Annotated in this window: 23 protein-coding genes, 1 tRNA gene and 1 pseudogene; 2 read left to right on the top strand and 23 right to left on the bottom strand. The window is 70.5% G+C overall.

Going from position 1 to position 24,514, the window contains the following annotated elements; genetic code table 11:
* The 21 genes from atpA to CV755_RS29355 form a co-directional block, all read right to left on the bottom strand.
* On the bottom strand, window positions 1-1,572 hold the full coding sequence (gene atpA, locus CV755_RS29455; protein WP_109283282.1) for a F0F1 ATP synthase subunit alpha: 1,572 nt from the start codon (window positions 1,570-1,572) through the stop codon (window positions 1-3).
* 111 nt (window positions 1,573-1,683) lie between these two features.
* Window positions 1,684-2,499: a F0F1 ATP synthase subunit delta gene (locus tag CV755_RS29450; protein WP_109283281.1), complete on the bottom strand. Its 816-nt coding sequence runs from the start codon at window positions 2,497-2,499 to the stop codon at window positions 1,684-1,686.
* Window positions 2,496-3,056: a F0F1 ATP synthase subunit B gene (locus CV755_RS29445; protein ID WP_109283280.1), complete on the bottom strand. Its 561-nt coding sequence runs from the start codon at window positions 3,054-3,056 to the stop codon at window positions 2,496-2,498. Before CV755_RS29445 ends, CV755_RS29450 begins: the two co-directional genes overlap by 4 nt.
* Window positions 3,057-3,092: 36 nt before the next feature.
* Window positions 3,093-3,344 carry an ATP synthase F0 subunit C gene (atpE, locus tag CV755_RS29440; protein WP_193553496.1) on the bottom strand — a complete coding sequence of 84 codons (252 nt, stop codon included), beginning with the start codon at window positions 3,342-3,344 and terminating at the stop codon, window positions 3,093-3,095.
* Between the two features lie 82 nt (window positions 3,345-3,426).
* Window positions 3,427-4,221, bottom strand: a complete 795-nt coding sequence (atpB, locus tag CV755_RS29435; protein ID WP_109283278.1) for a F0F1 ATP synthase subunit A — start codon at window positions 4,219-4,221, stop codon at window positions 3,427-3,429.
* 279 nt (window positions 4,222-4,500) lie between these two features.
* Entirely contained in the window at window positions 4,501-4,938 is a 438-nt protein-coding gene (locus tag CV755_RS29430) for a Cg1360 family ATP-synthase-associated protein (protein WP_109283277.1), read from the bottom strand.
* A 264-nt stretch (window positions 4,939-5,202) separates the two neighbouring features.
* Complete coding sequence (locus CV755_RS29425; RefSeq protein ID WP_241561439.1) at window positions 5,203-6,498, bottom strand: MraY family glycosyltransferase; 1,296 nt, start codon at window positions 6,496-6,498, stop codon at window positions 5,203-5,205.
* A 113-nt stretch (window positions 6,499-6,611) separates the two neighbouring features.
* Window positions 6,612-7,904 (bottom strand): serine hydroxymethyltransferase, encoded by a 1,293-nt coding sequence (locus CV755_RS29420; RefSeq protein WP_109283275.1) that lies wholly within the window; start codon window positions 7,902-7,904, stop codon window positions 6,612-6,614.
* 80 nt (window positions 7,905-7,984) lie between these two features.
* Window positions 7,985-8,638: an arsenate reductase/protein-tyrosine-phosphatase family protein gene (locus CV755_RS29415; protein ID WP_109283274.1), complete on the bottom strand. Its 654-nt coding sequence runs from the start codon at window positions 8,636-8,638 to the stop codon at window positions 7,985-7,987.
* Complete coding sequence (locus CV755_RS29410) at window positions 8,635-9,282, bottom strand: L-threonylcarbamoyladenylate synthase (protein ID WP_109283273.1); 648 nt, start codon at window positions 9,280-9,282, stop codon at window positions 8,635-8,637. The genes CV755_RS29415 and CV755_RS29410 overlap by 4 nt, the downstream gene beginning before the upstream one ends.
* Before the next feature lie 52 nt (window positions 9,283-9,334).
* Window positions 9,335-10,180, bottom strand: a complete 846-nt coding sequence (prmC, locus tag CV755_RS29405; protein WP_109283272.1) for a peptide chain release factor N(5)-glutamine methyltransferase — start codon at window positions 10,178-10,180, stop codon at window positions 9,335-9,337.
* Between the two features lie 43 nt (window positions 10,181-10,223).
* Window positions 10,224-11,303, bottom strand: coding sequence for a peptide chain release factor 1 (gene prfA / locus CV755_RS29400; RefSeq protein WP_109283271.1), 1,080 nt, complete (start codon window positions 11,301-11,303; stop codon window positions 10,224-10,226).
* Between the two features lie 115 nt (window positions 11,304-11,418).
* Window positions 11,419-11,643, bottom strand: a complete 225-nt coding sequence (gene rpmE / locus CV755_RS29395) for a 50S ribosomal protein L31 (protein ID WP_109283270.1) — start codon at window positions 11,641-11,643, stop codon at window positions 11,419-11,421.
* Window positions 11,644-11,776: 133 nt separating this feature from the next.
* A complete protein-coding gene (locus CV755_RS29390) occupies window positions 11,777-12,889 on the bottom strand; it encodes an LCP family protein (RefSeq protein ID WP_109283269.1) in 1,113 nt (370 codons plus the stop codon).
* Between the two features lie 362 nt (window positions 12,890-13,251).
* A complete protein-coding gene (gene rho / locus CV755_RS29385) occupies window positions 13,252-15,297 on the bottom strand; it encodes a transcription termination factor Rho (protein WP_109283268.1) in 2,046 nt (681 codons plus the stop codon).
* A 403-nt stretch (window positions 15,298-15,700) separates the two neighbouring features.
* The gene (gene thrB / locus CV755_RS29380) at window positions 15,701-16,615 is read right to left on the bottom strand and encodes a homoserine kinase (protein ID WP_109283267.1); all 915 of its coding nucleotides are present in this window, start codon (window positions 16,613-16,615) and stop codon (window positions 15,701-15,703) included.
* Window positions 16,616-16,890: 275 nt separating this feature from the next.
* Window positions 16,891-17,964 (bottom strand): threonine synthase, encoded by a 1,074-nt coding sequence (thrC, locus tag CV755_RS29375; RefSeq protein ID WP_109283266.1) that lies wholly within the window; start codon window positions 17,962-17,964, stop codon window positions 16,891-16,893.
* A 16-nt stretch (window positions 17,965-17,980) separates the two neighbouring features.
* Window positions 17,981-19,273, bottom strand: a complete 1,293-nt coding sequence (locus tag CV755_RS29370) for a homoserine dehydrogenase (protein WP_109283265.1) — start codon at window positions 19,271-19,273, stop codon at window positions 17,981-17,983.
* 109 nt (window positions 19,274-19,382) lie between these two features.
* A complete protein-coding gene (gene lysA / locus CV755_RS29365; protein WP_109283264.1) occupies window positions 19,383-20,774 on the bottom strand; it encodes a diaminopimelate decarboxylase in 1,392 nt (463 codons plus the stop codon).
* A 13-nt stretch (window positions 20,775-20,787) separates the two neighbouring features.
* Window positions 20,788-21,615 (bottom strand): ArgS-related anticodon-binding protein NrtL, encoded by an 828-nt coding sequence (nrtL, locus tag CV755_RS29360; RefSeq protein ID WP_109283263.1) that lies wholly within the window; start codon window positions 21,613-21,615, stop codon window positions 20,788-20,790.
* Window positions 21,616-21,695: 80 nt separating this feature from the next.
* A complete protein-coding gene (locus CV755_RS29355; RefSeq protein WP_422070601.1) occupies window positions 21,696-22,184 on the bottom strand; it encodes a response regulator in 489 nt (162 codons plus the stop codon).
* A 111-nt stretch (window positions 22,185-22,295) separates the two neighbouring features.
* On the opposite strand from CV755_RS29355, the gene CV755_RS29350 reads away from it, so the two are divergent.
* Window positions 22,296-22,367: transfer RNA gene (locus CV755_RS29350), tRNA-Arg, on the top strand.
* 167 nt (window positions 22,368-22,534) lie between these two features.
* On the opposite strand, the pseudogene CV755_RS29345 reads toward CV755_RS29350, so the two are convergent.
* Window positions 22,535-23,023: pseudogene (locus CV755_RS29345) on the bottom strand (tyrosine-type recombinase/integrase); the annotation flags it as partial.
* A 243-nt stretch (window positions 23,024-23,266) separates the two neighbouring features.
* Complete coding sequence (locus tag CV755_RS29340) at window positions 23,267-24,001, bottom strand: SDR family oxidoreductase (protein ID WP_109283261.1); 735 nt, start codon at window positions 23,999-24,001, stop codon at window positions 23,267-23,269.
* Window positions 24,002-24,026: 25 nt separating this feature from the next.
* On the opposite strand from CV755_RS29340, the gene CV755_RS29335 reads away from it, so the two are divergent.
* Window positions 24,027-24,347: an ArsR/SmtB family transcription factor gene (locus CV755_RS29335; RefSeq protein WP_241561438.1), complete on the top strand. Its 321-nt coding sequence runs from the start codon at window positions 24,027-24,029 to the stop codon at window positions 24,345-24,347.
* Window positions 24,348-24,514 lie beyond the last annotated feature (167 nt).

Below are 24,514 nucleotides of genomic sequence, written 5' to 3'. Positions count from 1 at the left end.
TCAGCCCTCGCCCAGCAGCTTGCCGTCCGACGTCTCGAAGCGCTGCTTGAAGGACTCCACCGCGTCGCCCAGCGCCTGCAGCGTGTCGTCGGACATCTTGCCGCCCTCGACGATGCTGGTCATCAGGCCCTTGTGGCTCTGGTGCAGGAAGTCGAGCAGCTCGCGCTCGAAGCGGCGGATGTCCTCCACCGGAACATCGTCCATCTTGCCGGTGGTGCCGGCCCAGATGGAGACGACCTGGTCCTCGGTGGCGTACGGGGCGTACTGGGTCTGCTTCAGCAGCTCGACCATGCGCTTGCCGCGCTCCAGGGCCGCCTTGGAGGCCGCGTCCAGGTCGGAACCGAAGGCGGCGAAGGCCTCCAGCTCGCGGTACTGGGCGAGGTCCACACGCAGTCGGCCGGAGACCTGGCGCATGGCCTTGTGCTGGGCCGAGCCACCGACTCGGGACACCGAGATACCGACGTTCAGCGCCGGGCGCTGGCCGGCGTTGAACAGGTCCGACTCCAGGAAGCACTGGCCGTCGGTGATGGAGATGACGTTGGTCGGGATGAACGCCGAGACGTCATTGGCCTTGGTCTCGACGATCGGCAGACCGGTCATCGAACCGGCACCCATGTCGTCGGAGAGCTTGGCGCAGCGCTCCAGCAGCCGGGAGTGCAGGTAGAAGACGTCGCCCGGGTAGGCCTCACGGCCCGGCGGACGGCGCAGCAGCAGGGAGACGGCACGGTAGGCGTCGGCCTGCTTGGACAGGTCGTCGAAGACGATCAGGACGTGCTTGCCCTGGTACATCCAGTGCTGGCCGATGGCGGAACCGGTGTAGGGGGCCAGGTACTTGAAGCCCGCCGGGTCGGACGCCGGAGCCGCGACGATGGTCGTGTACTCCAGGGCGCCGGCCTCCTCCAGGGCGCCGCGGACCGCGGCGATGGTGGAGCCCTTCTGGCCGATGGCGACATAGATGCAGCGGACCTGCTTGTTGGGGTCGCCGGTGCGCCAGTTGGCACGCTGGTTGATGATCGTGTCGATCGCCAGGGCGGTCTTGCCGGTCTGGCGGTCGCCGATGATCAGCTGACGCTGGCCACGGCCGATCGGGGTCATGGCGTCAACGGCCTTGTAGCCGGTCTCCATCGGCTCATGGACCGACTTGCGCTGCATCACCGTGGGGGCCTGCAGTTCGAGGGCGCGGCGGCCCTCGGTCTTGATCTCGCCGAGGCCGTCGATCGGGTTGCCCAGCGGGTCTACGACGCGGCCGAGGTAGCCCTCGCCCACACCGACGGAGAGCACCTCACCGGTGCGCTGCACCGGCTGGCCCTCCTCGATGCCGCTGAACTCGCCGAGGATGACCGCGCCGATCTCGCGCTCCTCGAGGTTGAGGGCGAGGCCGAGGGTGCCGTCCTCGAACTTCAGCAGTTCGTTCGCCATGGCCGAGGGAAGGCCCTCGACCTTCGCGATGCCGTCGCCGGCAACGCTGACCGTACCGACCTCCTCGCGCGAGGCCGCGTCCGGCTTGTACGCCTGGACAAAGTTCTCCAGCGCGTCCCGGATCTCCTCCGGCCGGATCGTGAGCTCCGCCATCTGGGTTCCCTGCTCTCCTTGTTGGGCCCGAAGTATTTCTTGCCTGCGGGGCCCGGCCCCACAGGACGGCCCAACTCGGGCCGTCAGTACTGCTCTTGAGTTGGTGGCTGGTCAGCCGGCCATCCGGCGGCCCGCCTCGGCGAGCCGGTCGGCGATGGTGCCGTTGATGACCTCGTCGCCGATCCGCACCTGGACGCCGCCGAGGACCTCGGGGTCCACATCCAGGTTGAGGTGGACACGGCGTCCGTAGAGTCCGGCCAGAGCGTCGCCGAGGCGCTGCTTCTGGACGTCGCTCAGCGGTACCGCCGAGGTGACCACCGCGACCATCCGGTCACGGCGCTCCGCCGCCAGCTTGGACAGGGCGGTGAGGCCCGCTTCCAGGCTACGGCCCCGCGGGGCGGTGACCAGCCGGACAACCAGACGCTCGGTGACCGGGTGCGCCTTGCCGCCCAGCAGGCTGTGCAGCAACTGCGCCTTGGCGGCACGGGCGGCCACCTTGTCGGTCAGCGCGGCGCGCAGTGCGGAGTCGGAGGAGACGATCCGGCCGAAGCGGAACAGCTCGTCCTCGACGTCGTCCAGGGCGCCGGCCCGCTGTGCGGCCACCAGCTCGGCGGTCGCGGCCAGTTCCTCCAGCGCGTCCACCAGGTCGCGCGAGGAGGACCAGCGGGACCGCACCACACCGGCCACCAGCTCGGCGCACTCCTCGCCGACCTGGCCGCTCAGCAGGCGGGCGGCCAGCTGGGCCTTGGCCTCGCCGGCCTGCGCCGGGTCGGTGAGGACCCGGCGCAGCGACACCTCGCGGTCGAGCAGCGCGGTGACGGCGGCAAGGTCCTGGGCCAGCTTCTCGGCGTCGGCGGCGGTGTTGTCCGCCAGCGCGTCGAAGCTCTCACGTGCGGAAGCCAGGGCTTCGCGGCTCGCTCCGTTCACCGGCCGGCCTCCGTCTTCTGCTCGGCCGCCTTGGCCTCCAGGGCGTCCAGGAAGCGGTCGATGGTGCGGCTCTGCACCGCGGAGTCCGTCATGGACTCACCGACGATCCGGCCTGCCAGGTCGATCGCCAGCTTGCCGACGTCCTGGCGGAGCGTGGCCGTGGCGACCTGGCGGTCGGCCTCGATCTGGGCGTGACCGGCAGCGATGATCTCCTCCTGCTGCCGCTGGCCCTCGGCCCGCATCTCGGCGATCAGCGCGACGCCCTGCTCCTGCGCCTCCTGGCGCAGCCGCGCGGCCTCGTGGCGGGCGTCGGCGAGCTGGGCCCGGTAGTCCTCGAGTGCCTGCTGAGCCTCGTCCTGGGCTGCCTTGGCCTTCTCCATGCCGCCCTCGATGGCCGCCCGGCGCTCGTCCAGAACCCGGTTGATGTTCGGGAGGAGCTTCTTGCCGAGGAACAGGAAGACGATGAGGAAGGCGATAAGGCCGATGACAAGCTCTGGGATCGGCGGGAGGAGCGGGTTCTCCGCCTCCTCGGCCGCCGCCATGACCAGGGCGTTCACATCAGTGCCTTTCGTCGAAAAGGGTGGTCGCTGGGCTTACTTGAAGACGAAGCCCATGACGATGCCGATCAGGGCGAGCGCCTCACAGAAGGCGAAGCCCATGATCTGGTTGGTGCGGATCAGGCCGGCCGCCTCGGGCTGACGGGCCAGGGCCTGGGTGCCGTTGCCGAAGATGATGCCGACGCCGACGCCGGGGCCGATGGCGGCGAGGCCGTAGCCGATGGCGCTGGCGCTGCCGGTGAAGGCCTTGTCGGAGGCGAGGTTGACCATGTCGAGAGCAGCGGACATGCCGTTACTTCCTTCTCTTTCACGGACCGATGGGGGTTGGCCACCGGACGTTAGGGGTTGAACTGGGGCGGGACGGGGGTGCTCAGTGGTGCTCGGAGAGCGCGCCCTGGATGTAGCTGGTGGCCAGGAGGACGAAGATGTACGCCTGGACGGCCTGGATGAAGAGCTCGAAGGCGGTCATCGCGACGGTCATCAGGAACGAGGCGCCCGCGTAGGCGATGCCGACCCCGTTCAGCAGGTACCAGCTGGCGATGGTGAACATCACGATCAGCAGGTGGCCGGCGAACATGTTGGCGAAGAGCCGGACCGCGTGGGTGAAGGGCCGGATGATCAGGTTCGACAGGGCCTCGATCACCACGATCAGCGGCAGGACCCAGCCCAGCTCCTTGTTGTAGCCGGTGATGTTCTTCCAGCCGCCGGTGAAGCCGTGCTTCTTGAAGGTCAGGAAGACCCACATCACATAGACGACCGCGGCCAGGCCCGCCGGGTAGGCGATGATCGAGGTCACCGGGAACTGGGCGACCGGGATGATCGACCAGAGGTTCATCATCCAGACGAAGAAGAACAGCGAGACCATGAAGGGCACATACTTCTCGCCCACTCGCTTGCCGAGCGCCTCGTAGACGATGCCGCGGCGGACGAAGTCGTAACCGGCCTCACCGATCATCTGCAGCTTGCCCGGCACCACCTTGGCGCGGCCGAAGGCCGCCCAGAAGAAGCCGACGACCACCAGCGAGCCCAACACAGCCAGCAGCATGGGCTTGTTGAACTCGACCCCGCCGATGGTGAACAGCGGCTTGAAGACAAACGAGTGGAGCCCTGGGGCCGGGAAGCCGCACCCGTTGAAGATGTGGCAATCGGTCTCGAAGGCGAGCATCTGGTCAGCACTCACCGCGAGCTCCTTCGGCGTGGCGCATAGGTACGGCAACCTCGTTGTGTCGGCGCGGCGTGCAGCCACGGAACGGCACTGGACTGGTCTTACGGATGGGGGTGCGGCAGGTCGGCCGGTGGCCGAAAGACATCACGGGCATCAGCTGCGCCGACGTCCGGCTCTCTTCCGTTGAAAACGGGGATCCGGTCATCCGCGTCCGCTGCACCTCAGATGGCACCGGACGATAGCAGGTGAGCACGCAAGCATTTATCTCGGCCCTACCGCTCATGAGGGGGAGCCGCTCGGCGCGGGCTTCTCGGCGTCCACGGGCCGCGGATCCACATAGAAGACCTTGGCCTTCATCCAGGCGCGGGCCTGGGCGGCGATCCAGGTCAGGGTCGCGGCCAGCAGCGAGAAGGCGAAGGCCTTGGGGCTGAAGAGCGTGGTGCCCTTGAACACCATCAGGAACACCGCGACAAAGAGGAACTGGGTCATGTACAGCAGCAGGCCCATGGCCTGGAACAGCTGCGGGAACTGCCTGGCCGTCCGCTGCAGGCCGAGCAGCCCGCCGCCCATGACCAGGAGCGTCAGCAGGACGCCGACGGCGGAACCGATGGCTCCCTTTCCTCCGGCGAGTGCGAAACCTACGGCGATGGCGACTACACCGACAGCAGCTGTCGGCACGGCGCACTGAACCGGCATTCGGGCGTCGTTGGCCTGCATGAAGGGTCTCTCCGGCGGAGTTGGAAGCAACGATTCGTCGGGGACGAGCGTATCCCGGGCGCACGAGGGGACTCGCGACCGAAGGGCCGTCGCACTACGGTCCTTCGTTCAGCCACCGGGTTTAGTGAACGGTATCACAAACTATTTGATGAGGCCTTTACCTATATCGTGTGCCGCCCGTCACACGCAAGGGTCAAGCCGCCCGTCCCCGGACTGACGGGCGGTCCGGGGTCTGGTACGGGCGTTTCCGGTGGCTGGTCCCGGCTAGCCGCCGGTCTTGGGAGCCGAGGCGAAGCGCTGGCGCTCCCCCACCGCGGTGCACCCATGCAGCCCCATCCGGGCGGCGGCCTCCTCGGCCAGCGCGGTCTCCTCGGGGCCGGCCTGCTGGGGCGGCGTACTGCGGTAGCGCGGCGGGACCGCCCACTGGGCCCAGGAGGGCACCCGGGGGGTGAAGCGGGGCATCAGCAGCAGCACCAGCCCCACCGCGCTGAAGGCCACCACCAGCAGCAACAGCCACCCGCTGCCCGAGTGCACCGAGTAGGCCACGGTGCCGAAGGCGATCAGCGCCGACCAGAAGTACATGATCAGCACCGCCCGGCTGTGCGAGTGGCCGATCTGGAGCAGCCGGTGGTGCAGATGCCCGCGGTCCGCCGCGAACGGCGACTGGCCGTTCCAGGTGCGCCGCACCACCGCCAGCACCAGGTCGGCGGCCGGTACCGCGATCACCGTCAGCGGCAGCAGCAGCGGGATGTAGACCGGCACCATGCTCTGGGTGGTGGCCCGCTCGGAGCCGGTGAACAGGCTTATCGCGTCCGGGTCCAGCTGCCCGGTGATGGAGATGGCGCCCGCGGCCATCACCAGCCCGATGAGCATCGAGCCGGAGTCGCCCATGAAGATCCGCGCGGGGTGCATATTGTGCGGCAGGAAGCCCAGGCACATGCCCATCAGCACAATGGCGAACAGTGCGGCCGGGGCCGCGGACTCCACGTTGTGCCCGTACCAGAGGCGGTAGGCGTACAGGAAGAACGCCGCCGCGGCGATGCACACCATGCCGGAGGCCAGGCCGTCCAGGCCGTCCACGAAGTTCACCGCGTTGATGGTGATCACCACCAGGGCGACGGTCAGCAGGGTGCCCTGCATCGGGGTCAGCGCCACCGTGCCCACGCCGGGGACCGGCAGCCAGAGGATGGTCAGGCCCTGGAGCACCATCACACCTGCGGCGATCATCTGGCCGCCCAGCTTCACCAGGGCGTCCACGCCCCACTTGTCGTCCAGCACGCCCAGCAGCCAGATCAGCCCGGCGCCGGAGAGCAGCGCGCGGGGTTCGTTGGACGCCTGGAAGACCGGCTTGAGGCTGGTCAGATGCGCGGCCACCAGCAGTCCCGCGCACAGCCCGCCGAACATCGCGATGCCGCCGAGCCGTGGGGTGGGTTCGCGGTGCACATCACGCGCACGGATCTCCGGCATGGCACCGGCCACGATCGCGAACTTCCGAACCGGGCCGGTCAGCAGATAGGTGACCGCCGCGGTGACACACAGCGTCAGCAGGTATTCACGCACGGGCCGCCCCAGGGTTCTCGCAGGACATCACAGCCCACCACCATAAGCGCGGGCGGGGGTATCCGGTGAATGCAGATGAGGACGTTGATGACCCCCCGGCGGTTGCGGCCGGCTCAGGACCCGATGGCGGGCGGCGGGAACCGCCGGGCCAGCTCCGCCACCTCCTCGCGTACCCCCTGGGCACCGCCCAGGGCGGCGCCCATCAGCTTTGCCACCCGGGTCATCTCCGGCTCCCCCATGCCCTGGGTGGTGACCGCCGCGGTGCCCAGCCGCAGGCCCCGGGTAGCCCCGTGCGCGGCCAGTCCGCAGGTGTCCAGGACGATCCCGGCGGCGGCCAGCCGGCCGCGGGCGGCGGTGGCCTCCAGGCCCAGCGGACCCACATCGGCGGTGATCAGATGGGTGTCGGTGCCCCCGGTGGCAATGGCCAGGCCCTGCTCGGCCAGCGCGGCGGCCAGCGCCCGGGCATTGCGCACCACCTGGTGGACGTACTCGGCGAAGGCCGGGGTGGCGGCCTCGCCGAAGGCCACCGCCTTGGCGGCCACGGTGTGCATCTGCGCCCCGCCCTGGGTGAAGGGGAAGACCGCCCGGTCGATCCGCTCGGCCAGCCGCTCCCCGCACAGCAGCAGCCCGCCGCGCGGGCCGCGCAGCACCTTGTGCGTGGTGGCGCACACCACATCGGCGTAGGGCACCGGGCTGGGCGCCGCTCCCCCGGCGACCAGGCCGATGGGGTGCGCGGCGTCCACGATCAGATGGGCGTCCACCTCGTCGGCGATCTCCCGGAACAGGGCGTAGTCGAGGTGGCGGGGGTAGGAGATGGAGCCGCAGACGATGGCGCGGGGCCGTAGTTCCCGGGCCAGCGCGCGCAGCCGGGCATAGTCGATCAGGCCGGTGTGCGGGTCCACCCCATAGCCGGTGAAGGCGAACCAGCGGCCGGAGAAGTTGGCGGGCGAGCCATGGGTGAGGTGCCCGCCCTCGCGCAGCCCCATGGCCAGCACCCGGTCACCGGGCCGCAGCAGGGCGGCATAGGCGGCCAGCACCGCGGCCGAGCCGGAGTGCGGCTGGACATTGGCGTGCTGGGCGCCGAACAGCGTCCTGGCCCGCTCCATGGCCATCCGCTCGGCCATGTCCACCACCTCGCAGCCGCCGTGGTGGCGGTGGCCCGGATAGCCCTCGGCGTATTTGTTGGCCAGCGGGGAGCCCAGGGCGGCCAGCACCGCGGGGGAGGTGAAGTTCTCGGCGGCGATCAGCTGAAGGCCGGAGGACTGCCGGGCCTCCTCGCCGAGCAGGAGGTCCGCGACCTCGGGGTCCTGTCTGAGCAGGGCCTCGAAGCCCGGACCCCGGCCGGGACCCGGGACGGGGACGTCGGCCGCGGCGGCGGCCCTGGCCGGAGCGGGTGTGACGGGCATCGTGGGCTCCGATGCAGCAGTGCGCCGAAGAAGGGGTGCTCACCACCCAATGTAGGCCCGCGGCCGGGCGTATGCAGCGCCTACGCCGGAGCGGGGACGCCGGTGAGCGCCGTCACCACCGGGTCCAGCGCCTGGTTGATCTCATCGCCGATGGAGCGGAAGAAGGTGATGGGGGCGCCATAGGGGTCGTGCACCTCGTCGGCCTCGGCATCCGGGGCCAGCAGCCAGCCGCGCAGCGCGGCGGCCGCCTGCACCAGGGCACGGGCGCGCTCGACCATGCCGCCGGGGTGGTCCGGGGCGGGCAGGGTGGCCGGGTCGATGGCCCGTACCAGGCGGGTGAACTCCTTGAGGGTGAAGGTGCGCAGGCCCGCCGAGTGCCCCATGGAGATGACCTGGGCGCGGTGGTCGCGGGTGGCGGTGAGCACCAGATCGGCCCGGATGACGTGCTCGTCCAGCAGCTCCCGGCCGGTGAAGCCCTGGGCGTCGGCGCCGAAGTCGGAGAGCACGGTGGCGGCGTGCGCCTCCATGGGCGCGCCCTCGTGCCCCCAGGTGCCGGCGCTCTCCACCACCAGGCCGCCGGCGAGGGGGTCGCCCAGGCGCTCGGTGAGGGCATGGCGGGTCAGCCGCTCGGTGATCGGCGAGCGGCAGACATTGCCGGTGCTGACGTGGAGGATGCGGAAGGTGTCGGTGGTCTGCTCCGGTCCCGCTATGCCACGCCCCTGCGGGGCGATCAATTGGCCACCTCGAGCTCGGGTACCACCTCGCGGAGCTGCTCGGCGCTGATGGCACCGGCGCGCAGCAGGACGGGCACCTTGCCGGTGACGTCCACGATGGAGGAGGGCACATCGGCCGGGGTGGGGCCGCCGTCGAGGTAGACGGAGACCGAGTCGCCCAGCATCTCCTGGGCGGCGTCGCAGGTCTGCGGGGCCGGGTGGCCGGTGAGGTTGGCGCTGGAGACGGCCATCGGGCCGAACTCGGTGAGCAGTTCGATGGCGACCGGGTGCAGCGGCATCCGCACCGCCACGGTGCCCCGGGTCTCGCCCAGGTCCCAGGTCAGCGAGGGCTGGTGGTTGGCGACCAGGGTCAGCGCGCCCGGCCAGAAGGCGTCCACCAGCTCCCAGGCCTGCTCGGAGAAGTCGGTGACCAGCCCGTGCAGGGTGTTGGGCGAGCCGATCAGGACCGGCGAGGGCATGCCCCGGCCGCGGCCCTTGGCCTGGAGCAGGTCGCCCACGGCCTCCCGGCTGAAGGCGTCCGCACCGATGCCGTACACGGTGTCGGTGGGCAGCACGACCAGTTCGCCGCGGCGGACCGCGGCGGCCGCCTCGCGCAGACCGGTCTTGCGGTCGGTCGCGTCGCTGCAGTCGTAACGCCGTGCCATCTCTAGCCAACCTCCTGGTACGGGGTGAATGTCTGTGCTGCCGCTGCCGTCGTCACGGCATCGCCTTTCGCGCGGTGGCGAACCGGGGCCGGTTGTTCAGGTCCGGGTGGTCGGCCGCGTCGGCCCAGCCGCGCTCCTCGGTGAAGATCCAGGGCACCTGTCCGCCCTGGGTGTCGGCGTGCTCGATGACCACCACGCCGCCGGGGCGCAGCAGCCGGTGGGCGGTGCGCTCCAGGCCGCGGATGGTGTCCAGGCCGTCCTCGCCGGAGAACAGGGCCAGCTCCGGGTCGTGGTCGCGGGCCTCGGGGGCGACGTACTCCCACTCGGTGAGCGGGATGTACGGGGGGTTGCTGATGACCAGGTCCACCTGGCCGTCCAGCTCGGGGAGCGCCTGGAGGGCGTCCTGGTGGTGCAGTTGCACCCGGGAGCCCTCGATGTTCTTGCGCGCCCAGGCCAGCGCCCCCTCGTCCAGCTCCACGGCGTGCACCCGGGAACGGGGCACCTCCTGGGCCAGGGCCAGCGCGATGGCGCCGGAGCCGGTGCACAGATCGACGATCAGCGGCTCCACCACGTCCATGGCCCGTACCGCGTCTATGGCCCAGCCGACCACCGACTCGGTCTCCGGCCGGGGCACGAACACCCCGGGGCCCACCTGGAGTTCCAGGTAGCGGAAGAAGGCCCGGCCGGTGATGTGCTGAAGGGGTTCGCGGGCCTCCCGGCGGGCGATGGCCTCCCAGTAGCGGGCGTCGAAGTCGGCGTCGGCCACCTGGTGCAGTTCACCGCGTTTGACGCCGTGCACCCAGGCGGCGAGCTCCTCCGCGTCGAAGCGCGGGGAGGGCACGCCGGCGTCGGCCAGCCGCTGGGTGGCCTGTGCCACCTCGGCGAGCAGCAGGTTCACTGGGCCTTCCTCCTGTTGCGCTCCATGACCAACGTTGCGGACGTTACTGGGCGGCCGCGAGCTTGGCCGCCGAGTCGGCGTCCACACACGCCTGGATCACCGCGTCCAGGTCGCCGTCGAGTACCTGGTCCAAGTTGTACGCCTTGAAGCCCACCCGGTGGTCCGAGATCCGGTTTTCCGGGAAGTTGTACGTCCGGATCTTCTCGGAGCGGTCCACGGTGCGCACCTGGCTGCGGCGCGCGTCGGCGGCCTCGGCCTCGGCCTTCTCCTGGGCGGCGGCCAGCAGCCGGGAGCGCAGGATGCGCAGCGCCTGCTCCTTGTTCTGCAGCTGGCTCTTCTCGTTCTGGCAGGAGGCGACCACCCCGGTGGGCAGGTGGGTGATGCGCACCGCGGAGTCGGTGGTGTTGACCGACTGGCCGCCGGGGCCGGACGAGCGGTAGACGTCGATCCGCAGGTCGTTGGGGTTGATCTCGACGTCGATCTCCTCGGCCTCCGGCGTGACCAGCACACCGGCCGCGGAGGTGTGGATACGGCCCTGGGACTCGGTGGCGGGCACCCGCTGGACGCGGTGCACCCCGCCCTCGTACTTCAGCCGCGCCCAGACGCCCTGGCCCGGCTCGGTGGCGCCATTGCCGCCCTTGGTCTTCACCGCGACCTGGACGTCCTTGTAGCCGCCCAGCTCGGACTCGGTGGAGTCGATGATCTCGGTCTTCCAGCCGACCCGCTCGGCGTAGCGCAGATACATCCGCAGCAGATCGCCGGCGAACAGGGCGGACTCGTCGCCGCCCGCGCCGGCCTTGATCTCCAGGATGACGTCCTTGTCGTCGCTGGGGTCGCGCGGGACGAGCAGCAGGCGCAGCCGCTCGGTGAGCTCCTCGCGCTGCTTCTCCAGCTCCTTGACCTCGGCGGCGAAGTCCGGGTCGGCGGCGGCGAACTCGCGGGCGGTCTCGATGTCGTCGCCGGTCTGCTTCCAGGACCGGTAGACGGAGACGATCGGGGTCAGCTCCGCATAGCGCTTGTTGAGCTTGCGGGCATTGGCCTGGTCCGCGTGTACGGCGGGGTCGGCGAGCCGCTTTTCGAGGTCGGCGTGCTCACCGGTGAGTTCCTCGACTGCCTCGAACATCAGGATTCCCTAAGCGAAAAGGACTGGACGGGCCTGCTGGCCTGCTGGACGACAAAGCGCCGGTGCGGCCGCCTCCCATGGCAACGGGGGGCGGCCGACCGGCGCCGTCGGGTCGCTACTTCTTGGCCGACCCGGCGTTCTTGCCGAAGCGGGCCTCGAACCGCGCCACACGGCCACCGGTGTCGAGGATCTTCTGCTTGCCCGTGTAGAACGGGTGGCACTCGGAGCAGATTTCGGCGCGGATGGTGCCGCCGGCGATCGTGCTACGGGTGGTGAACGAGGCGCCACAGGTGCAGCTGACCTGGGTGTCCACGTACTCCGGGTGGATGTCGCGCTTCAAGGGATTCTCCTAGGTTCGGGAGGGCTCCGGGTCGTACGGCGGGATTGCCGGACGTGAACCGGGGCCGACGTACCAGTTTGCCAGCACTGGCCGTATCCCCCAAAACGGGGGTCGGCCCGCCGGTATTCCCGGGCTACTTCACCACGCCATCGGCGCCGGTCTTGGCACCCGCGCCCGCCTTGACGGCGGCGTCCGGGATGGGCTTGTCGTCGTGCAGCGCCTGCCAGATCTGCTTCGAGGCGGAGTTGATGGGGGCGACCCGGTTGGGGTCGATGGGGTCGGCGGCCACCGGCAGCGTCACCATGTGCATATCACTGGAGCCAATGCCCTTGAGCCCATTGGCGAAGCCCAGCAGCTTGTTCACCGAGGCCAGTTCGGAGTCGGTGGTCAGGGCGCTGGTGGCGGTGTCGGCGAGGCCGTAGAGCTTGGTGGGGCTGCTGAAGAGACCGACCGACTTCACCCGCTCGATCAGGGCCTTGATGAAGGCCTGCTGGAGCTTGATCCGGCCCAGGTCGCTGCCGTCGCCCACGCCGTGCCGGGTGCGCACCAGGCCGAGGGACTGCTCGCCGTCGAGGGTGTGGGTGCCGGCCGGCAGGTCCAGGTGGCTCTTGTTGTCGTGGATGGCCTTGGTGGTGGTGACGGGCACGCCGCCCAGCTTGTCGATGAGCTTCTTGAAGCCGGTGAAGTCCACTTCCAGGTAGTGGTCCATGCGGATCCCGGTCATCGCCTCGACCGTCTTGACCGCGCAGACCGCGCCGCCCACCGAGTAGGCGTCGTTGAACTGGGCCCGCCGGACGGCCGGGCTGACCTTGCCGTCGGTGGTCTTGCACGCCGGGCGGGGAACCATGGTGTCGCGCGGGATGCTGACCACGCTGGCCTGCTTATGACCCGCGTAGACATGGACGATCATCGCGGTGTCGGAGCGGGCGCTGCCGGTGTCGTCGCCGTACTCCTTGTTGGCACCGGCCCGGGAGTCGGAGCCGAGGACCAGGATGTCCTCGGAGCCGTTGTCCACGTTCTCCGGCCGGTCGGTGCCCAGCGCGGCATTGATGTCCACGCCATGGATGTTGCCGTTGAGCTTGTAGTAGACGAAGCCGAGTCCGCCTCCGCCCAGGACGACCAGCGCGGCGGCCGTCCACAGCGTTATTCGCCAGCCCTTGCGGCGGACCGGGGGCTTGCGCCTGCGGCCGCGAGACCGGCCGGCACGGCGGCGTGACGTGGCCGTGCTCCTGCTGTCGTCAGCCATACCCTCTTCAGTCCTCCGCTGGTTTGCTGCTGCCCCCTGCCGCCCCCGGTCACTCGGGCGGATGTTCGCCAGCTCAGACGGCGGGGTCTGCGACAGGGTTGCACAGCGAAAGGTGAGGACTTTCTTAAGAACGGACCGCTCCGGCGAGGCTTTCCGGACCGGTCACACCCGCTCTCACCTGCGACTTTCCGGCGCTCGACCGGATGTGCGACGGACGGCGGCGGGTGCGTCGGCTGTGGCGGAAGTCTCAGGAGGTCACGGAGAGGACTCGGCAAGATCACAAATGAGGCGGCCAAAACGCGGAACCTCCCCTTCACCATCGGTGAAGGGGAGGTTCCGGGTGGTCAGCGCCGGTCCGGCCGTCAGTCGTTGCCGTTGCCCGGCGCGGGCGCCGTCTTGGCGATCTGCATCAGGAACTCGGCGTTGGACTTGGTCTGCTTCATCTTGTCCAGCAGCAGCTCGATGGCCTGCTGCTGGTCCAAGGCGTGCAGCACCCGGCGGAGCTTCCAGACGATGGACAGCTCCTCGCCGCCCAGCAGGATCTCCTCCTTGCGGGTGCTGGAGGCGTCCACGTCCACGGCCGGGAAGATGCGCTTGTCCGAGAGCTTCCGGTCGAGCTTGAGCTCCATGTTGCCGGTGCCCTTGAACTCCTCGAAGATCACCTCGTCCATCCGCGAGCCGGTCTCCACCAGCGCGGTGGCCAGGATGGTCAGCGAGCCGCCGTCCTCGATGTTCCGCGCGGCGCCGAAGAACTTCTTCGGCGGGTAGAGCGCGGTGGAGTCCACACCACCGGACAGGATCCGGCCGGAGGCCGGGGCCGCCAGGTTGTAGGCGCGGCCCAGGCGGGTGATGGAGTCCAGCAGGACGACCACATCGTGGCCCAGCTCCACCAGGCGCTTGGCGCGCTCGATGGCCAGCTCGGCGACGGTGGTGTGGTCCTCGGCCGGGCGGTCGAAGGTCGAGGAGATGACCTCGCCCTTGACCGACCGCTGCATGTCGGTGACCTCTTCCGGACGCTCGTCCACCAGGACGACCATCAGGTGGCACTCGGGGTTGTTGACGGTGATCGCGTTGGCGATGGCCTGCATGACCATGGTCTTGCCGGTCTTCGGCGGGGCCACGATCAGACCGCGCTGGCCCTTGCCGATGGGGGCGACCAGATCGATGATCCGGGTCGTCAGCACGCCCGGGTCGGTCTCCAACCGCAGCCTGTCCTGCGGGTAGAGGGGGGTGAGCTTGTTGAACTCCGGGCGGCCGCGGCCGGTTTCGGGCGCCATGCCGTTCACCGAGTCAAGCCGGACAAGGGCGTTGAACTTCTCGCGCCGCTCGCCGTCCTTGGGCTGGCGCACCGCGCCGGTGACATGGTCACCCTTGCGCAGGCCGTTCTTGCGGACCTGGGCCAGCGAGACATAGACGTCGTTGGGGCCCGGCAGGTAGCCGGAGGTCCGGATGAAGGCGTAGTTGTCGAGGATGTCCAGAATGCCGGCGACCGGGATCAGGACATCGTCCTCGGAGACCTGCGGCTCGCCCGCGAACTCCTCACGGCCCCGGCGGCCCCGGCGGTCGCGGTAGCGGCCGCGACGGCCCCGGCGGCCACCGCCGTCCTCGTCGAACTCGTCCTGGGCGCCGCCCTGCGGACGCTGCTGACGGCCGCCCTGCTGGGCGCCGTCCTCGCCGCGGCCACGGCGGTCGCGCTCGCGCTGGCCGCGCTCCCGGCGCTCGCCCTTCTGGGCGCGGTCGCCGCGCTCCTGGCGGTCGCCCTTGGCGGTACGGCCCTCGGCGGTGTCCGCCGCGGCCTCCGCCGGCTTCTCCGAGGTCAGCACCTCGGTACGGGCCTCACCGCGCGCCTCGGCGGAGGGCTCGGGGCTGCCGCTGGGCGCGGTGGCCCGGCGACGGCGCCGCTCGCCCGCCGGAGCCTCGTCTCCCCCAAGCTCTCGGCTGCGCTCGAGCTGGGGGGCGCCCCCACTCGGCTGGCCCGGGATCTCGATCTGCTGCTGGGCGGCGGCCGGCTCGGCCGTCTGCCTGGCGGTGTCCGCCGCGGCCTCCGGCTGCGCGCCATTGGCGCCGGCCGTACGGGTCCGGGAGGTGGCCCGCCGCTTGGGCTTGGCCTCGGCGGCCTCGGCCGGCTCGGCGGCGGTCTTGGCGGACGAACCGGAGCCGGCCGCCTGCCTCTCCTTGATGACCTCGATCAGCTGGCCTTTGCGCATCCGCGCGGTGCCCTTGATGCCGAGGCTGGAGGCGAGCTGCTGGAGCTCGGCCAGGACCATGGCGTCGAGGCCGGTGCCGGAGCGTCGCCGCCTGGGGGCGGCGGCACCGGTGGCAGGCGCGGCGGGAGCGTCCGTGGCGGACGTGGCGGCATCGGAGGTGCCGGTGGCGTTCACGCCCATCAGATCGGTGGTGTCGCTCACGAAGGGGTCCTTCCCTGGAGCGGGCGTCGGCCTGTCTGGCTCGGCGACCGGTTGTGCTGTCCGGCTGCGGTCCTGTACGCGACCGGCCGGGGCGGTGGTCCGCCGCGGTCATCACGGCGGAGGAAATCAGTGCATTGGTGCCGGCGTGAAGGATTCAGTGAAGACAAGACGCATCGCTTCACTCAGTCGCTCACGCCGATTCCGGAGCGTGCTCGAATCTGCTCAGGCAGTCTGGGAGGCTCCCGGAAGAAAAGCGGTCCCTGATCGGGACACGGAGCACCGAGCCGATGTGGCTTCGGGTGCAGACTTGAGGTTAACACTACCGGATCCCACAAACATTCCCCCTCTCGAAGACCGGCAACCGCGTTTTTCGCGGGGCCGGGTATGGCTCCCGGCCGCCCTTTCAGGCGAGCGGAAGCACGCTCGTCCCCCCGGCGTCGAGGGCCAGCCGGTTGGCCGCCCACCCCTCGCCCGCCAGCCGTGCGACCTTGTCGGCCGCACTGTCCTCGACCAGCGCGAGCACCGTGGGGCCCGCGCCGGAGACGACCGCGGCGATGCCGTCCGCGCGCAGTCGCTGCATCAGGGCCACGCTCTCCGGCATCGCCGGGGCGCGGTACTCCTGGTGGAGCCGGTCCTCGGTGGCCGCCAGCAGCAGCTCGGGACGCCTGGTCATGGCCTCCACCAGCAGCGCCGCCCGTCCGGCGTTGGCCGCCGCGTCCACATGGGGGACGGTGCGCGGCAACAGCCCCCGGGCGGTCTCGGTGGACACCGGCCGGGACGGGACGAAGACCACCGGAACGATGGAATCGGCAGGGTCCATCCGAATGGCCCGGGCCGCTCCGGCGTCCATCCAGGCCAGGGTGAAGCCTCCGAGCAGGCAGGCGGCGACATTGTCCGGGTGGCCCTCGAGCTCGGTGGCCAGCTCCAGCATCGCCGCGTCGTCCAGCCGCTCGGCGCCGCCTATGGTCACCGCCCGGGCCGCCACGATCCCGGCACAGATCGCGGCCGCCGAGGAGCCCAGGCCCCGGGCGTGTGGAATGCGGTTGGCACACACCAGCTCCAGCCCACGCGGCTGCCCGCCCAGCAGGTCGAAGGTGGTGCGCAGGGACCGTACGAGCAGATGGGCCTCGTCACGCGGCAGGCTGTCGGCGCCCTCACCGGCGATGTCGATATGCAGGCCGGACTCGGCGACCCTGACCACGACGTCGTCGTAGAGGCCCAGGGACAGACCGAGGGCGTCGAAGCCGGGACCGAGGTTGGCGCTGGTGGCAGGGGTGCGCACTCGGACGGCGGCGGCGCGGAAGGCGGGACCGGCCATCGTTCGATGACTCTCCTTGGTGGGGCCTTGGCAGGACGTGCGACATCCGCAAGGGCCGCGACGGCAAGGCCGCGTGGAGTGCGGCTCGGTCAGCGACGGGGCGGAGTGAGGACAGCCTATCGAAGGAAGGTTCTGTGGCGACATAGGGCGCACAGGAGGCGCGCGATGCGTGTCGCACGCCAACCTGCGCTCTCCAGGGGATTTGCCCTGGGTTCCGGCTTCTTGTCCGGGACTTGTCCCGGTACGGGCCCGCGCCGGTACGGGCCCGCGAACGGCTAGGCCAGGCCGAGCTTATGCGCGGCGGCGGCCGCGTCCACCGGCACCGTCACCGGCTGCGGCGCACCGGCCACCGCCCAGTCCGGGTCCTTGAGGCCATTGCCGGTGACCGTACAGACGATCCGCTGGCCGGAATCGACCTTGCCCTCCTCGGCGGCCTTGAGCAGGCCGGCCACACTGGCGGCCGAGGCGGGCTCCACAAAGACGCCCTCCTGGGAGGCCAACAGCCGGTAGGCGGCCAAGATCTGGCGATCCGTCACCTCATCGATGTGTCCGCCCGATTCGTCCCGTGCCTGCTCGGCGAACTTCCAGGAGGCGGGGTTGCCGATGCGAATGGCGGTGGCGATGGTGTGCGGGTCCTTCACCGGCTCCCCGCGCACGATCGGCGCCGAACCGGACGCCTGATAGCCCCACATCCGGGGGGTGCGGGCGGCGACGCCATCCGCGGCGTACTCCCGGTAACCCTTCCAATAGGCCGTGATGTTACCGGCGTTGCCCACCGGCAGCACATGGATGTCGGGGGCGTCGCCCAGGGCGTCCACAATCTCGAACGCGGCCGTCTTCTGGCCCTCGATACGTACCGGGTTGACCGAATTGACCAGCGCCACCGGGTAGTTGTCGGACAGCGAACGGGCCAGCGTCAGACAGTCGTCGAAGTTGCCGTCCACCTGGAGGATGCGGGCGCCGTGCACCAGCGCCTGGCCCATCTTGCCCAGCGCGATCTTGCCTTCCGGCACCAGCACCGCGCAGACCATCCCGGCGCGCACCGCGTAGGCCGCCGCGGAGGCCGAGGTGTTGCCGGTGGAGGCGCAGATGACCGCCCTGGCGCCCTCCTCCTTGGCCCGGGTGATGGCCATGGTCATCCCGCGGTCCTTGAAGGAGCCGGTGGGATTGGCGCCCTCCACCTTCAGATGCACCTCACAGCCGGTGAGCTCGGAGAGCACCTGGGCGGGCACCAGCGGGGTGCCGCCCTCGCGCAGGGTGACCACCTCGGTGGTGTCCTTCACCGGCAGCCGGTCGCGGTACTCCTCGATGATGCCGCGCCACTGGCGGGTGGCCTTGCTTGCAGACATGGCTTCCTTCACTCCCCTATTCACCCTCGACCCGCATCATGCTGGCGACCCCGCGCACCGTGTCCAGCCGGCGCAGCGCCCGGACGGTGTCGGACAGCGCGGCGTCGGTGGCCCGGTGGGTGACCACCACCAAGGAGGCATCCCCATCCTTGCCCTGCTGCCGGACCGTGTCGATGGAGACCCCGTGCTCGGCAAAGACGGTGGCCACCTGGGCCAGCACACCGGGCTTGTCGGCCACGTCGAGGCTGATGTGGTAGCGGGTGACCACCTCGCCCATGGGGCTCACCGGCAGCCGGGTGTAGGCCGACTCGCCGGGGCCGGTGGAGGCGGCGAGCTTGTTGCGGCAGACCGCCACCAGGTCGCCCAGCACCGCGGAGGCGGTGGGCGAGCCGCCCGCGCCGGGCCCGTAGAACATCAGCTGCCCCGCCGCGTCCGCCTCCACGAACACCGCGTTGTACGCCTCGCGCACGCTGGCCAGCGGATGGCTGAGCGGGATCATCGCCGGGTGCACCCGGGCGGTGACCGACCTGCCGTCGGCGGCCCGCTCGCAGATGGCCAGCAGTTTGATGGTGCAGCCCATCTGCTTCGCGGACGCGAAGTCCGCGGCGGTGACCTCCGTCATGCCCTCGCGATGGACGTCATCCAGCCGTACCCGGGTGTGGAAGGCGATTCCGGCCAGGATGGCGGCCTTGGCCGCGGCGTCGAAGCCCTCCACATCCGCGGTGGGGTCGGCCTCGGCGTAGCCCAGGGCGGTGGCCTCGTCCAGCGCCTCCGAGTAGCCCGCGCCGCTGGAGTCCATCCGGTCGAGGATGAAGTTGGTGGTGCCATTGACGATGCCCAGCACCCGGTTGACCTTGTCCCCGGCCAGCGACTCGCGCAGCGGGCGGATCAGCGGGATGGCACCGGCCACCGCGGCCTCGTAGTAGAGGTCCACACCCCTGGCCTCGGCGGCGGCGTGCAGCGCGGCGCCGTCCTGGGCCAGCAGCGCCTTGTTGGCCGAGACCACGCTGGCCCCGTGCTCGAAGGCGGCGGTGATCAGGGAGCGGGCGGGCTCCACCCCGCCGATGACCTCCACCACCACATCGATGTCCCCGCGTTTGACCAGCGCGGTGGCATCGGTGGTGATCAGCTCCTGGGGCACTCCGGCGCGTACCCGGCCGGTCCGGCGCACGGCGATACCGGCGAGCTCCACCGGCGCTCCGATGCGCGCCGTGAGGTCGTCCGTGTGCGTCGTCATGATGCGCGCCACCTCGGAGCCGACCACTCCACAGCCCAGCAGCGCCACCCTCAGCGGACGCTCACGCATCATCCGACCTCGTTTCCTTTGCACATTGTTGGTACGCACCAGTCTCACTCACCGGACGGGCGTTTCCCTCGCCCGTCCAGCATCCGAGATATGGGATCCCGGGTGCTGTACGTCAGCCGACATCCAGCCGCAGCAGGTCCTCTTCGGTCTCCCGGCGCACGATCACCCGGGCCGCGCCGTCCTTGACCGCCACCACCGGCGGACGCAGGGCGTGGTTGTAATTGCTGGCCATGGAACGGCAGTACGCGCCGGTGGCGGGCACCGCCAGCAGGTCGCCGGGGGCCACATCGGCGGGCAGATAGGCGTCGCGCACCACGATGTCGCCGGACTCGCAGTGCTTGCCGACCACCCGGGAGAGCATGGGCCCGGCGGTGGAGGTACGGGAGACCAGGGCGACGGAGTACTCGGCGTCATAGAGCGCGGTGCGGATGTTGTCCGACATACCGCCGTCCACGCTCACATAGGTCCGCAGGCCCGGCAGTTCCTTGACGGTGCCCACCTCGTAGAGGGTGAAGGCGGTCGGGCCCACAATGGCCCGCCCGGGCTCCACCGACAGCCGCGGCACCGCCAGCCCGGCGGCCCTGCACTCCCGCTCGACGATCTCGCGCAGCGCCCCGGCGATCTCCTGGGGCTCGCGCGGGTCGTCCTCGGAGGTGTAGGCGATGCCCAGGCCACCGCCCAGGTCGATCTCCGGCAGCTCCACCCCGTGCTCGTCCCGGACCTGCTTCAGCAGGCCCACCACGCGGTGCGCGGCCACCTCGAAGCCGGAGGTGTCGAAGATCTGCGAGCCGATGTGCGAGTGGATGCCCACCAGTTCCAGGCCGTCCAGCTTCAGCGCCCGGCGCACCGCCTCCGCGGCCTGACCGCCGGCCAGCGGGATGCCGAACTTCTGGTCCTCATGGGCGGTGGCGATGAACTCATGGGTGTGCGCCTCGACGCCCACCGTCACCCGGATCTGCACCCGCTGCCGCCTGCCCAGCCGCTCGGCGATATGTGCCACCCGAGCGATCTCCTGGAAGGAGTCCACCACGATCCGCCCCACGCCCGCCCGGACGGCCCGGGTGATCTCCTCGGTGGACTTGTTGTTGCCGTGCAGCGCGATCCGCTCGGCGGGCATCCCGGCGTCCAGCGCGGTGGCCAGCTCGCCGCCGGAGCAGACGTCCAGGTTGAGGCCCTCCTCGGTGAGCCAGCGCACAATGGCCCGGGAGAGGAAGGCCTTGCCCGCATAGAAGACGTCGGCTTCCTCGCCGAAGGCCGACTTCCAGGCGCGGCAGCGGGCCCGGAAGTCCTCCTCGTCCAGGAAGTAGGCGGGGGTGCCGAACTCCTCGGCCAGCTGCTTGACGTCGATCCCGGCGACGGTGGCCACACCGTCCGCGTTGCGCGTCACGGTACGCGACCAGACGCGCGGATCAAGGGAGTTGAGGTCGGCGGGCGGGGCCGAGTAGCCGCCCTCCGGCAGTACATCGGCGTAGCGGGGCCCGGCGGGGTGGGCGGAGCGGCTCATGACTCTGATCTCCTCAGAGGTGTGCGGGTGCGGTGATGCCGAGCTGGGTCAGGCCGTCGGCGAGCACCTTGCCCGTGGCCTCGGCGAGGGCCAGTCGGGCGCGGTGGACGGCCGAGGGTTTCTCGTCCCCGCGGGGCAGCGTGGGACATCGGGCCTGCCAGCGCAGCAGGCCCTCGGCGAGACGTTCCAAATGCCGGGCGAGCCGGCCGGGGTCACCGGCGGCGGCGATCCGCCGGTGCTCGCCCAGTTCGGCGAGCAGCTCCTGGCTGCCCGGCCCGAACTCCCCGTTCTCGTCGCCCACTTGGGGCGTAAAACCCAGATCCGCGGCATTGCGCAGCAGCGCCCGGCAGCGCGCATGGGCGTAGCGCACCCGGAACAGGGGGTTCTCCTCCCGCTGCACCAGCAGCAGCCGGCGGTCCACTCCGGGCGGGGTGACCAGGCTCCAGCGGGCCGCGTCCATCCCCAGCCGTCGCACCGACTCCTCGGCGGGCCGCAGCGGGAAGGGCTCGGCGCGCTCGTCCCGGGCCAGCAGCTCCCTCACCAGCCGACCGTGCGCCGGCCGCTCCAGCGTGATGTTCAAAAACCCCGGTCCGGCGATCTCCACCCCGGCGATGCCCGGCTCCCCGGCCAGGCGGCGCCGCAGCAGCTCGGCGATCTCCAGCGCCGGACGCCCGCTCTCCTTGGCCAGCCGCAGCGCCACATTGGTGGCGTAGTCGCCGCACCCCGGCCGCGGCGGAACCCGCACCCCGGCACCGTCCGGCACGGCGGCGCGCAGCTCATCGGCCTCGACGGCGCACCGCACGGTGTGCAACACGGTGCGGGAGAGATCGGCGGGGGTCACAGGCCCAAGCCTAGGGGAGAAAGATGAGCACCCCGTGAACAGGTTTCCCCCGGCCCCCGGCTTCCCCGGTTATGACTCCACTACCCGGCGGGCCGCACCACCGGCTCCACATCCCCCGAAGCGGCCGCCTCCTCCCCCTCTCCCCCGGGACCCCGCATCAGCCTCCGCACCAGGCGGACCATGTCGGCCGGCTCAAAGGGCTTGGCCAGAAAGGCATCCACCCCCGCCGCGCGGCCGCCGTCCAGCTCCAGCTGGGTGCAGGCGCTGATGATGGCGATCGGTATCTCCCGCGTCCGTACGTCGGCCCGCAGCCGCGCGGCCGTACGCAGACCGTCGAGCCGGGGCATGACGAAGTCCAGCGTCACCACATCGGGGCGGACCCGGTGAACGATCTCCAGGCACTCGGCACCATCGGCCGCGGTCACCACCTCAAAGCCCTCGAGCTCGAGGTTGACCCTGATCAACTGCCGGATGACCCGGTTGTCATCGACAACCAGCACCCGGCCGGACAACCCAGGCACAACCCGAGAGTAGGCGCGCCCACCGCACCGCGTCCGGCTTTTCCCCACTTCCACCCCGCCCGGGGGAGGCAGCCCCCCGGTACTCGTTTCTGATCACCCGCCCGGAGCTGGTACTGTTCTTCTCGTCGCCGCGGGAACAGCGAAGAACGCGGACGAGTCGCCCCCGTAGCTCAGGGGATAGAGCAACGGCCTCCGGAGCCGTGTGCGCAGGTTCGAATCCTGCCGGGGGCACTTCACTTGAAGTGCCGGAAGACCCCGCCGTCAGCGAGATCGCTGAGTGCGGGGTCTTCGTGCATATGCGAGCGGATGCCACCGTGAGCGGCTGTATTTCGGGCCCCGTGGACTATTCGTGGACGGGATCCAGGGTCCGTTTCCGCAGGTCGGGCCCCAGAAACATCCAGCAGCTCGGCGATACGGCGGTTGGCCATGTCCTGGCGGCCGTCGATGCACTTCGCGTACCGACTCAGCAGCACCTCAACGCTGTTGCCCGCACGCTCGGCAACCTCCCCGGCGTTCAGCCAGGACGACAGTGCGGCGTGCCGCAGGTCGTAGGGACGGCCGGCCAACGGCGAATCGACCTGCTCCGGGCTGAACGCGATATGGCGCGCTTCATCCCAAACCCGCCAATAGGTGGTGGAGGCCACCACTCCCCCGCGCTCATTGAAGAACAGCCGACCGCCCTCCGCGGTCCCGAAGGTCTCGATATGCGTCAGGAGCATGCGCACCAGCCGGGGAGGGACGGGAGCGACCCGCGTTTCGTTGGCCGGGCGATTCTTGAGTCCTCGCTCATCGTGTACGGCGCCCGTACCGGTCCACCTTTTCCCGGCCGTCGGGCGGGTCTTCTCCAAGATCAGCGAACCCCAGCCCTTTTCGGGCAGCGTGCAGTCCTGTCGGCGGCCAGGCCGTCCTGGAAGGCAACGGGGCTCGCATTCACAGGCGTTTACGCCAAAAGTGGCCGGTGCTCGCCGCAGTCGCTGGAGCGCTTCCGTACCTTCTCCAGCATGGCGACCACTTCCGGTGCCGGGGTATCACGCTCTGCGCTCGGCTTCACCGGACCGGATAGCTGGACCATCCGGCGGGGGACGTCATTCGCCCTGAGTCCCGGGCCGGCCAGACGGCTGGCCCGGCCGTTATGCAGTGAAGCCACCGTCGATCGTGAGGCTGGCCCCGGTGATGAATGCTGCCTCTGGCCCCGCGAGGTACGAGACCAGGGCGGCGATTTCCCGCGGGCTGCCGATACGCGGCAGGGCCAGCCATTGGAGCATGGCCTCGGCCAGCGCCCCGTCCTCCGTCATGCGGTCGTTGGCGGTGGGGCCGGGCTGGATGTTGTTCACGGTGATACCCCGGGGGCCCAGGTCCCGGGCCAGGCCGCGCACCAACCCGGCAATGGCGGCCTTGGTCATGCCGTAAGCCGCACCCCCGGCGAAGGGGATGCGCTCGGCGTTGACGCTGCCGATGGTGATGATCCGGCCGCCGTCGCCAAGGTGGGGCAGCGCTGCCCGTACAGCGTGGACGACGCCGCGTACGTTCACGTCGATCATCCGGTCGATCTGCTCGGGCGCCAGCTCGTCCAGGGCGCCGACGGTGGCCACGCCCGCGTTGCTGACCAGAACGTCCAGGCCCCCATACGCCGCGACGGTGCGCTCGACCGCGGCAGTGACCGCATCGGGGTCCGCCGCGTCGGCCCGCAGGGCGAGTGCCTGGCCTCCGGCGCATTCGATCTGCCCGGCCACCTCGTCGGCGCGGTGCGGCGAATCGGCATAGGTGAGAGCCACCCGCAGGCCGTCCTCCGCCAGACGCCGGGCGATGGCCGCGCCTATGCCGCGGGAACCGCCGGTGACCATGGCCACTTTGCCGGTGCTCATATGCAACCCACCTCTTAACGCGTCGATGAATATCGAACCGGCCGACCTGCGGCTGGCCAAAGTCCTTGCGGCGCTGGCCGATCCGGCCCGGCTGCTGGCCGTGCGCGCGCTGGCGGAGCAGGGGGAGTCGCCCTGCACCGGGCTTCAGCAGGCCGCCGGGCTGGATATCAGCCGGTCCACGTTCTCCCATCATCAGCGCGTGCTGCGCGAGGCGGGTGTGATCCGGGTCCGGGTGGACGGCTCCCGCCGGATGCTGAGCCTGCGGCGGGCCGAACTGGACTCCTGCTTCCCCGGGTTGCTCGACTCGGTTCTCAATACGGCGCCAGAGCTTCTGGGTGCCCGCTGAGCGAGAGACGGGCGGAACGCGCACCACTCGGCGGGACACCGCCGACCTGCACCGACAACTGCGGCCGGCCTCCATTGCAGGGGGCCGGCCGCAGCCGTTTCGGGCCCGGTCGTCGTGTCCCAGTGCCAGCCGCACCATCGCCCGTTCTCGTCCACCCGCCGCGGCCA

It is taken from the genome of Streptomyces orinoci, assembly GCF_003121295.1.
Classification (GTDB): domain Bacteria; phylum Actinomycetota; class Actinomycetes; order Streptomycetales; family Streptomycetaceae; genus Streptomyces; species Streptomyces orinoci.
This window is presented reverse-complemented; position numbering and strand designations above follow the sequence as displayed.

Bases quoted from the DNA above. Each gene is read 5' to 3' on its own strand.
- atpA (WP_109283282.1), bottom strand. From the start codon at position 1,572: ATGGCGGAGCTCACGATCCGGCCGGAGGAGATCCGGGACGCGCTGGAG.
- atpE (WP_193553496.1), bottom strand. From the start codon at position 3,344: ATGTCCGCTGCTCTCGACATGGTCAACCTCGCCTCCGACAAGGCCTTC.
- atpB (WP_109283278.1), bottom strand. From the start codon at position 4,221: ATGCTCGCCTTCGAGACCGATTGCCACATCTTCAACGGGTGCGGCTTC.
- CV755_RS29430 (WP_109283277.1), bottom strand. From the start codon at position 4,938: ATGCAGGCCAACGACGCCCGAATGCCGGTTCAGTGCGCCGTGCCGACA.
- CV755_RS29420 (WP_109283275.1), bottom strand. From the start codon at position 7,904: ATGCCCGTCACACCCGCTCCGGCCAGGGCCGCCGCCGCGGCCGACGTC.
- CV755_RS29410 (WP_109283273.1), bottom strand. From the start codon at position 9,282: ATGGCACGGCGTTACGACTGCAGCGACGCGACCGACCGCAAGACCGGT.
- prfA (WP_109283271.1), bottom strand. From the start codon at position 11,303: ATGTTCGAGGCAGTCGAGGAACTCACCGGTGAGCACGCCGACCTCGAA.
- CV755_RS29390 (WP_109283269.1), bottom strand. From the start codon at position 12,889: ATGGCTGACGACAGCAGGAGCACGGCCACGTCACGCCGCCGTGCCGGC.
- thrB (WP_109283267.1), bottom strand. From the start codon at position 16,615: ATGGCCGGTCCCGCCTTCCGCGCCGCCGCCGTCCGAGTGCGCACCCCT.
- thrC (WP_109283266.1), bottom strand. From the start codon at position 17,964: ATGTCTGCAAGCAAGGCCACCCGCCAGTGGCGCGGCATCATCGAGGAG.
- CV755_RS29370 (WP_109283265.1), bottom strand. From the start codon at position 19,273: ATGATGCGTGAGCGTCCGCTGAGGGTGGCGCTGCTGGGCTGTGGAGTG.
- lysA (WP_109283264.1), bottom strand. From the start codon at position 20,774: ATGAGCCGCTCCGCCCACCCCGCCGGGCCCCGCTACGCCGATGTACTG.
- CV755_RS29340 (WP_109283261.1), bottom strand. From the start codon at position 24,001: ATGAGCACCGGCAAAGTGGCCATGGTCACCGGCGGTTCCCGCGGCATA.
- CV755_RS29335 (WP_241561438.1), top strand. From the start codon at position 24,027: ATGAATATCGAACCGGCCGACCTGCGGCTGGCCAAAGTCCTTGCGGCG.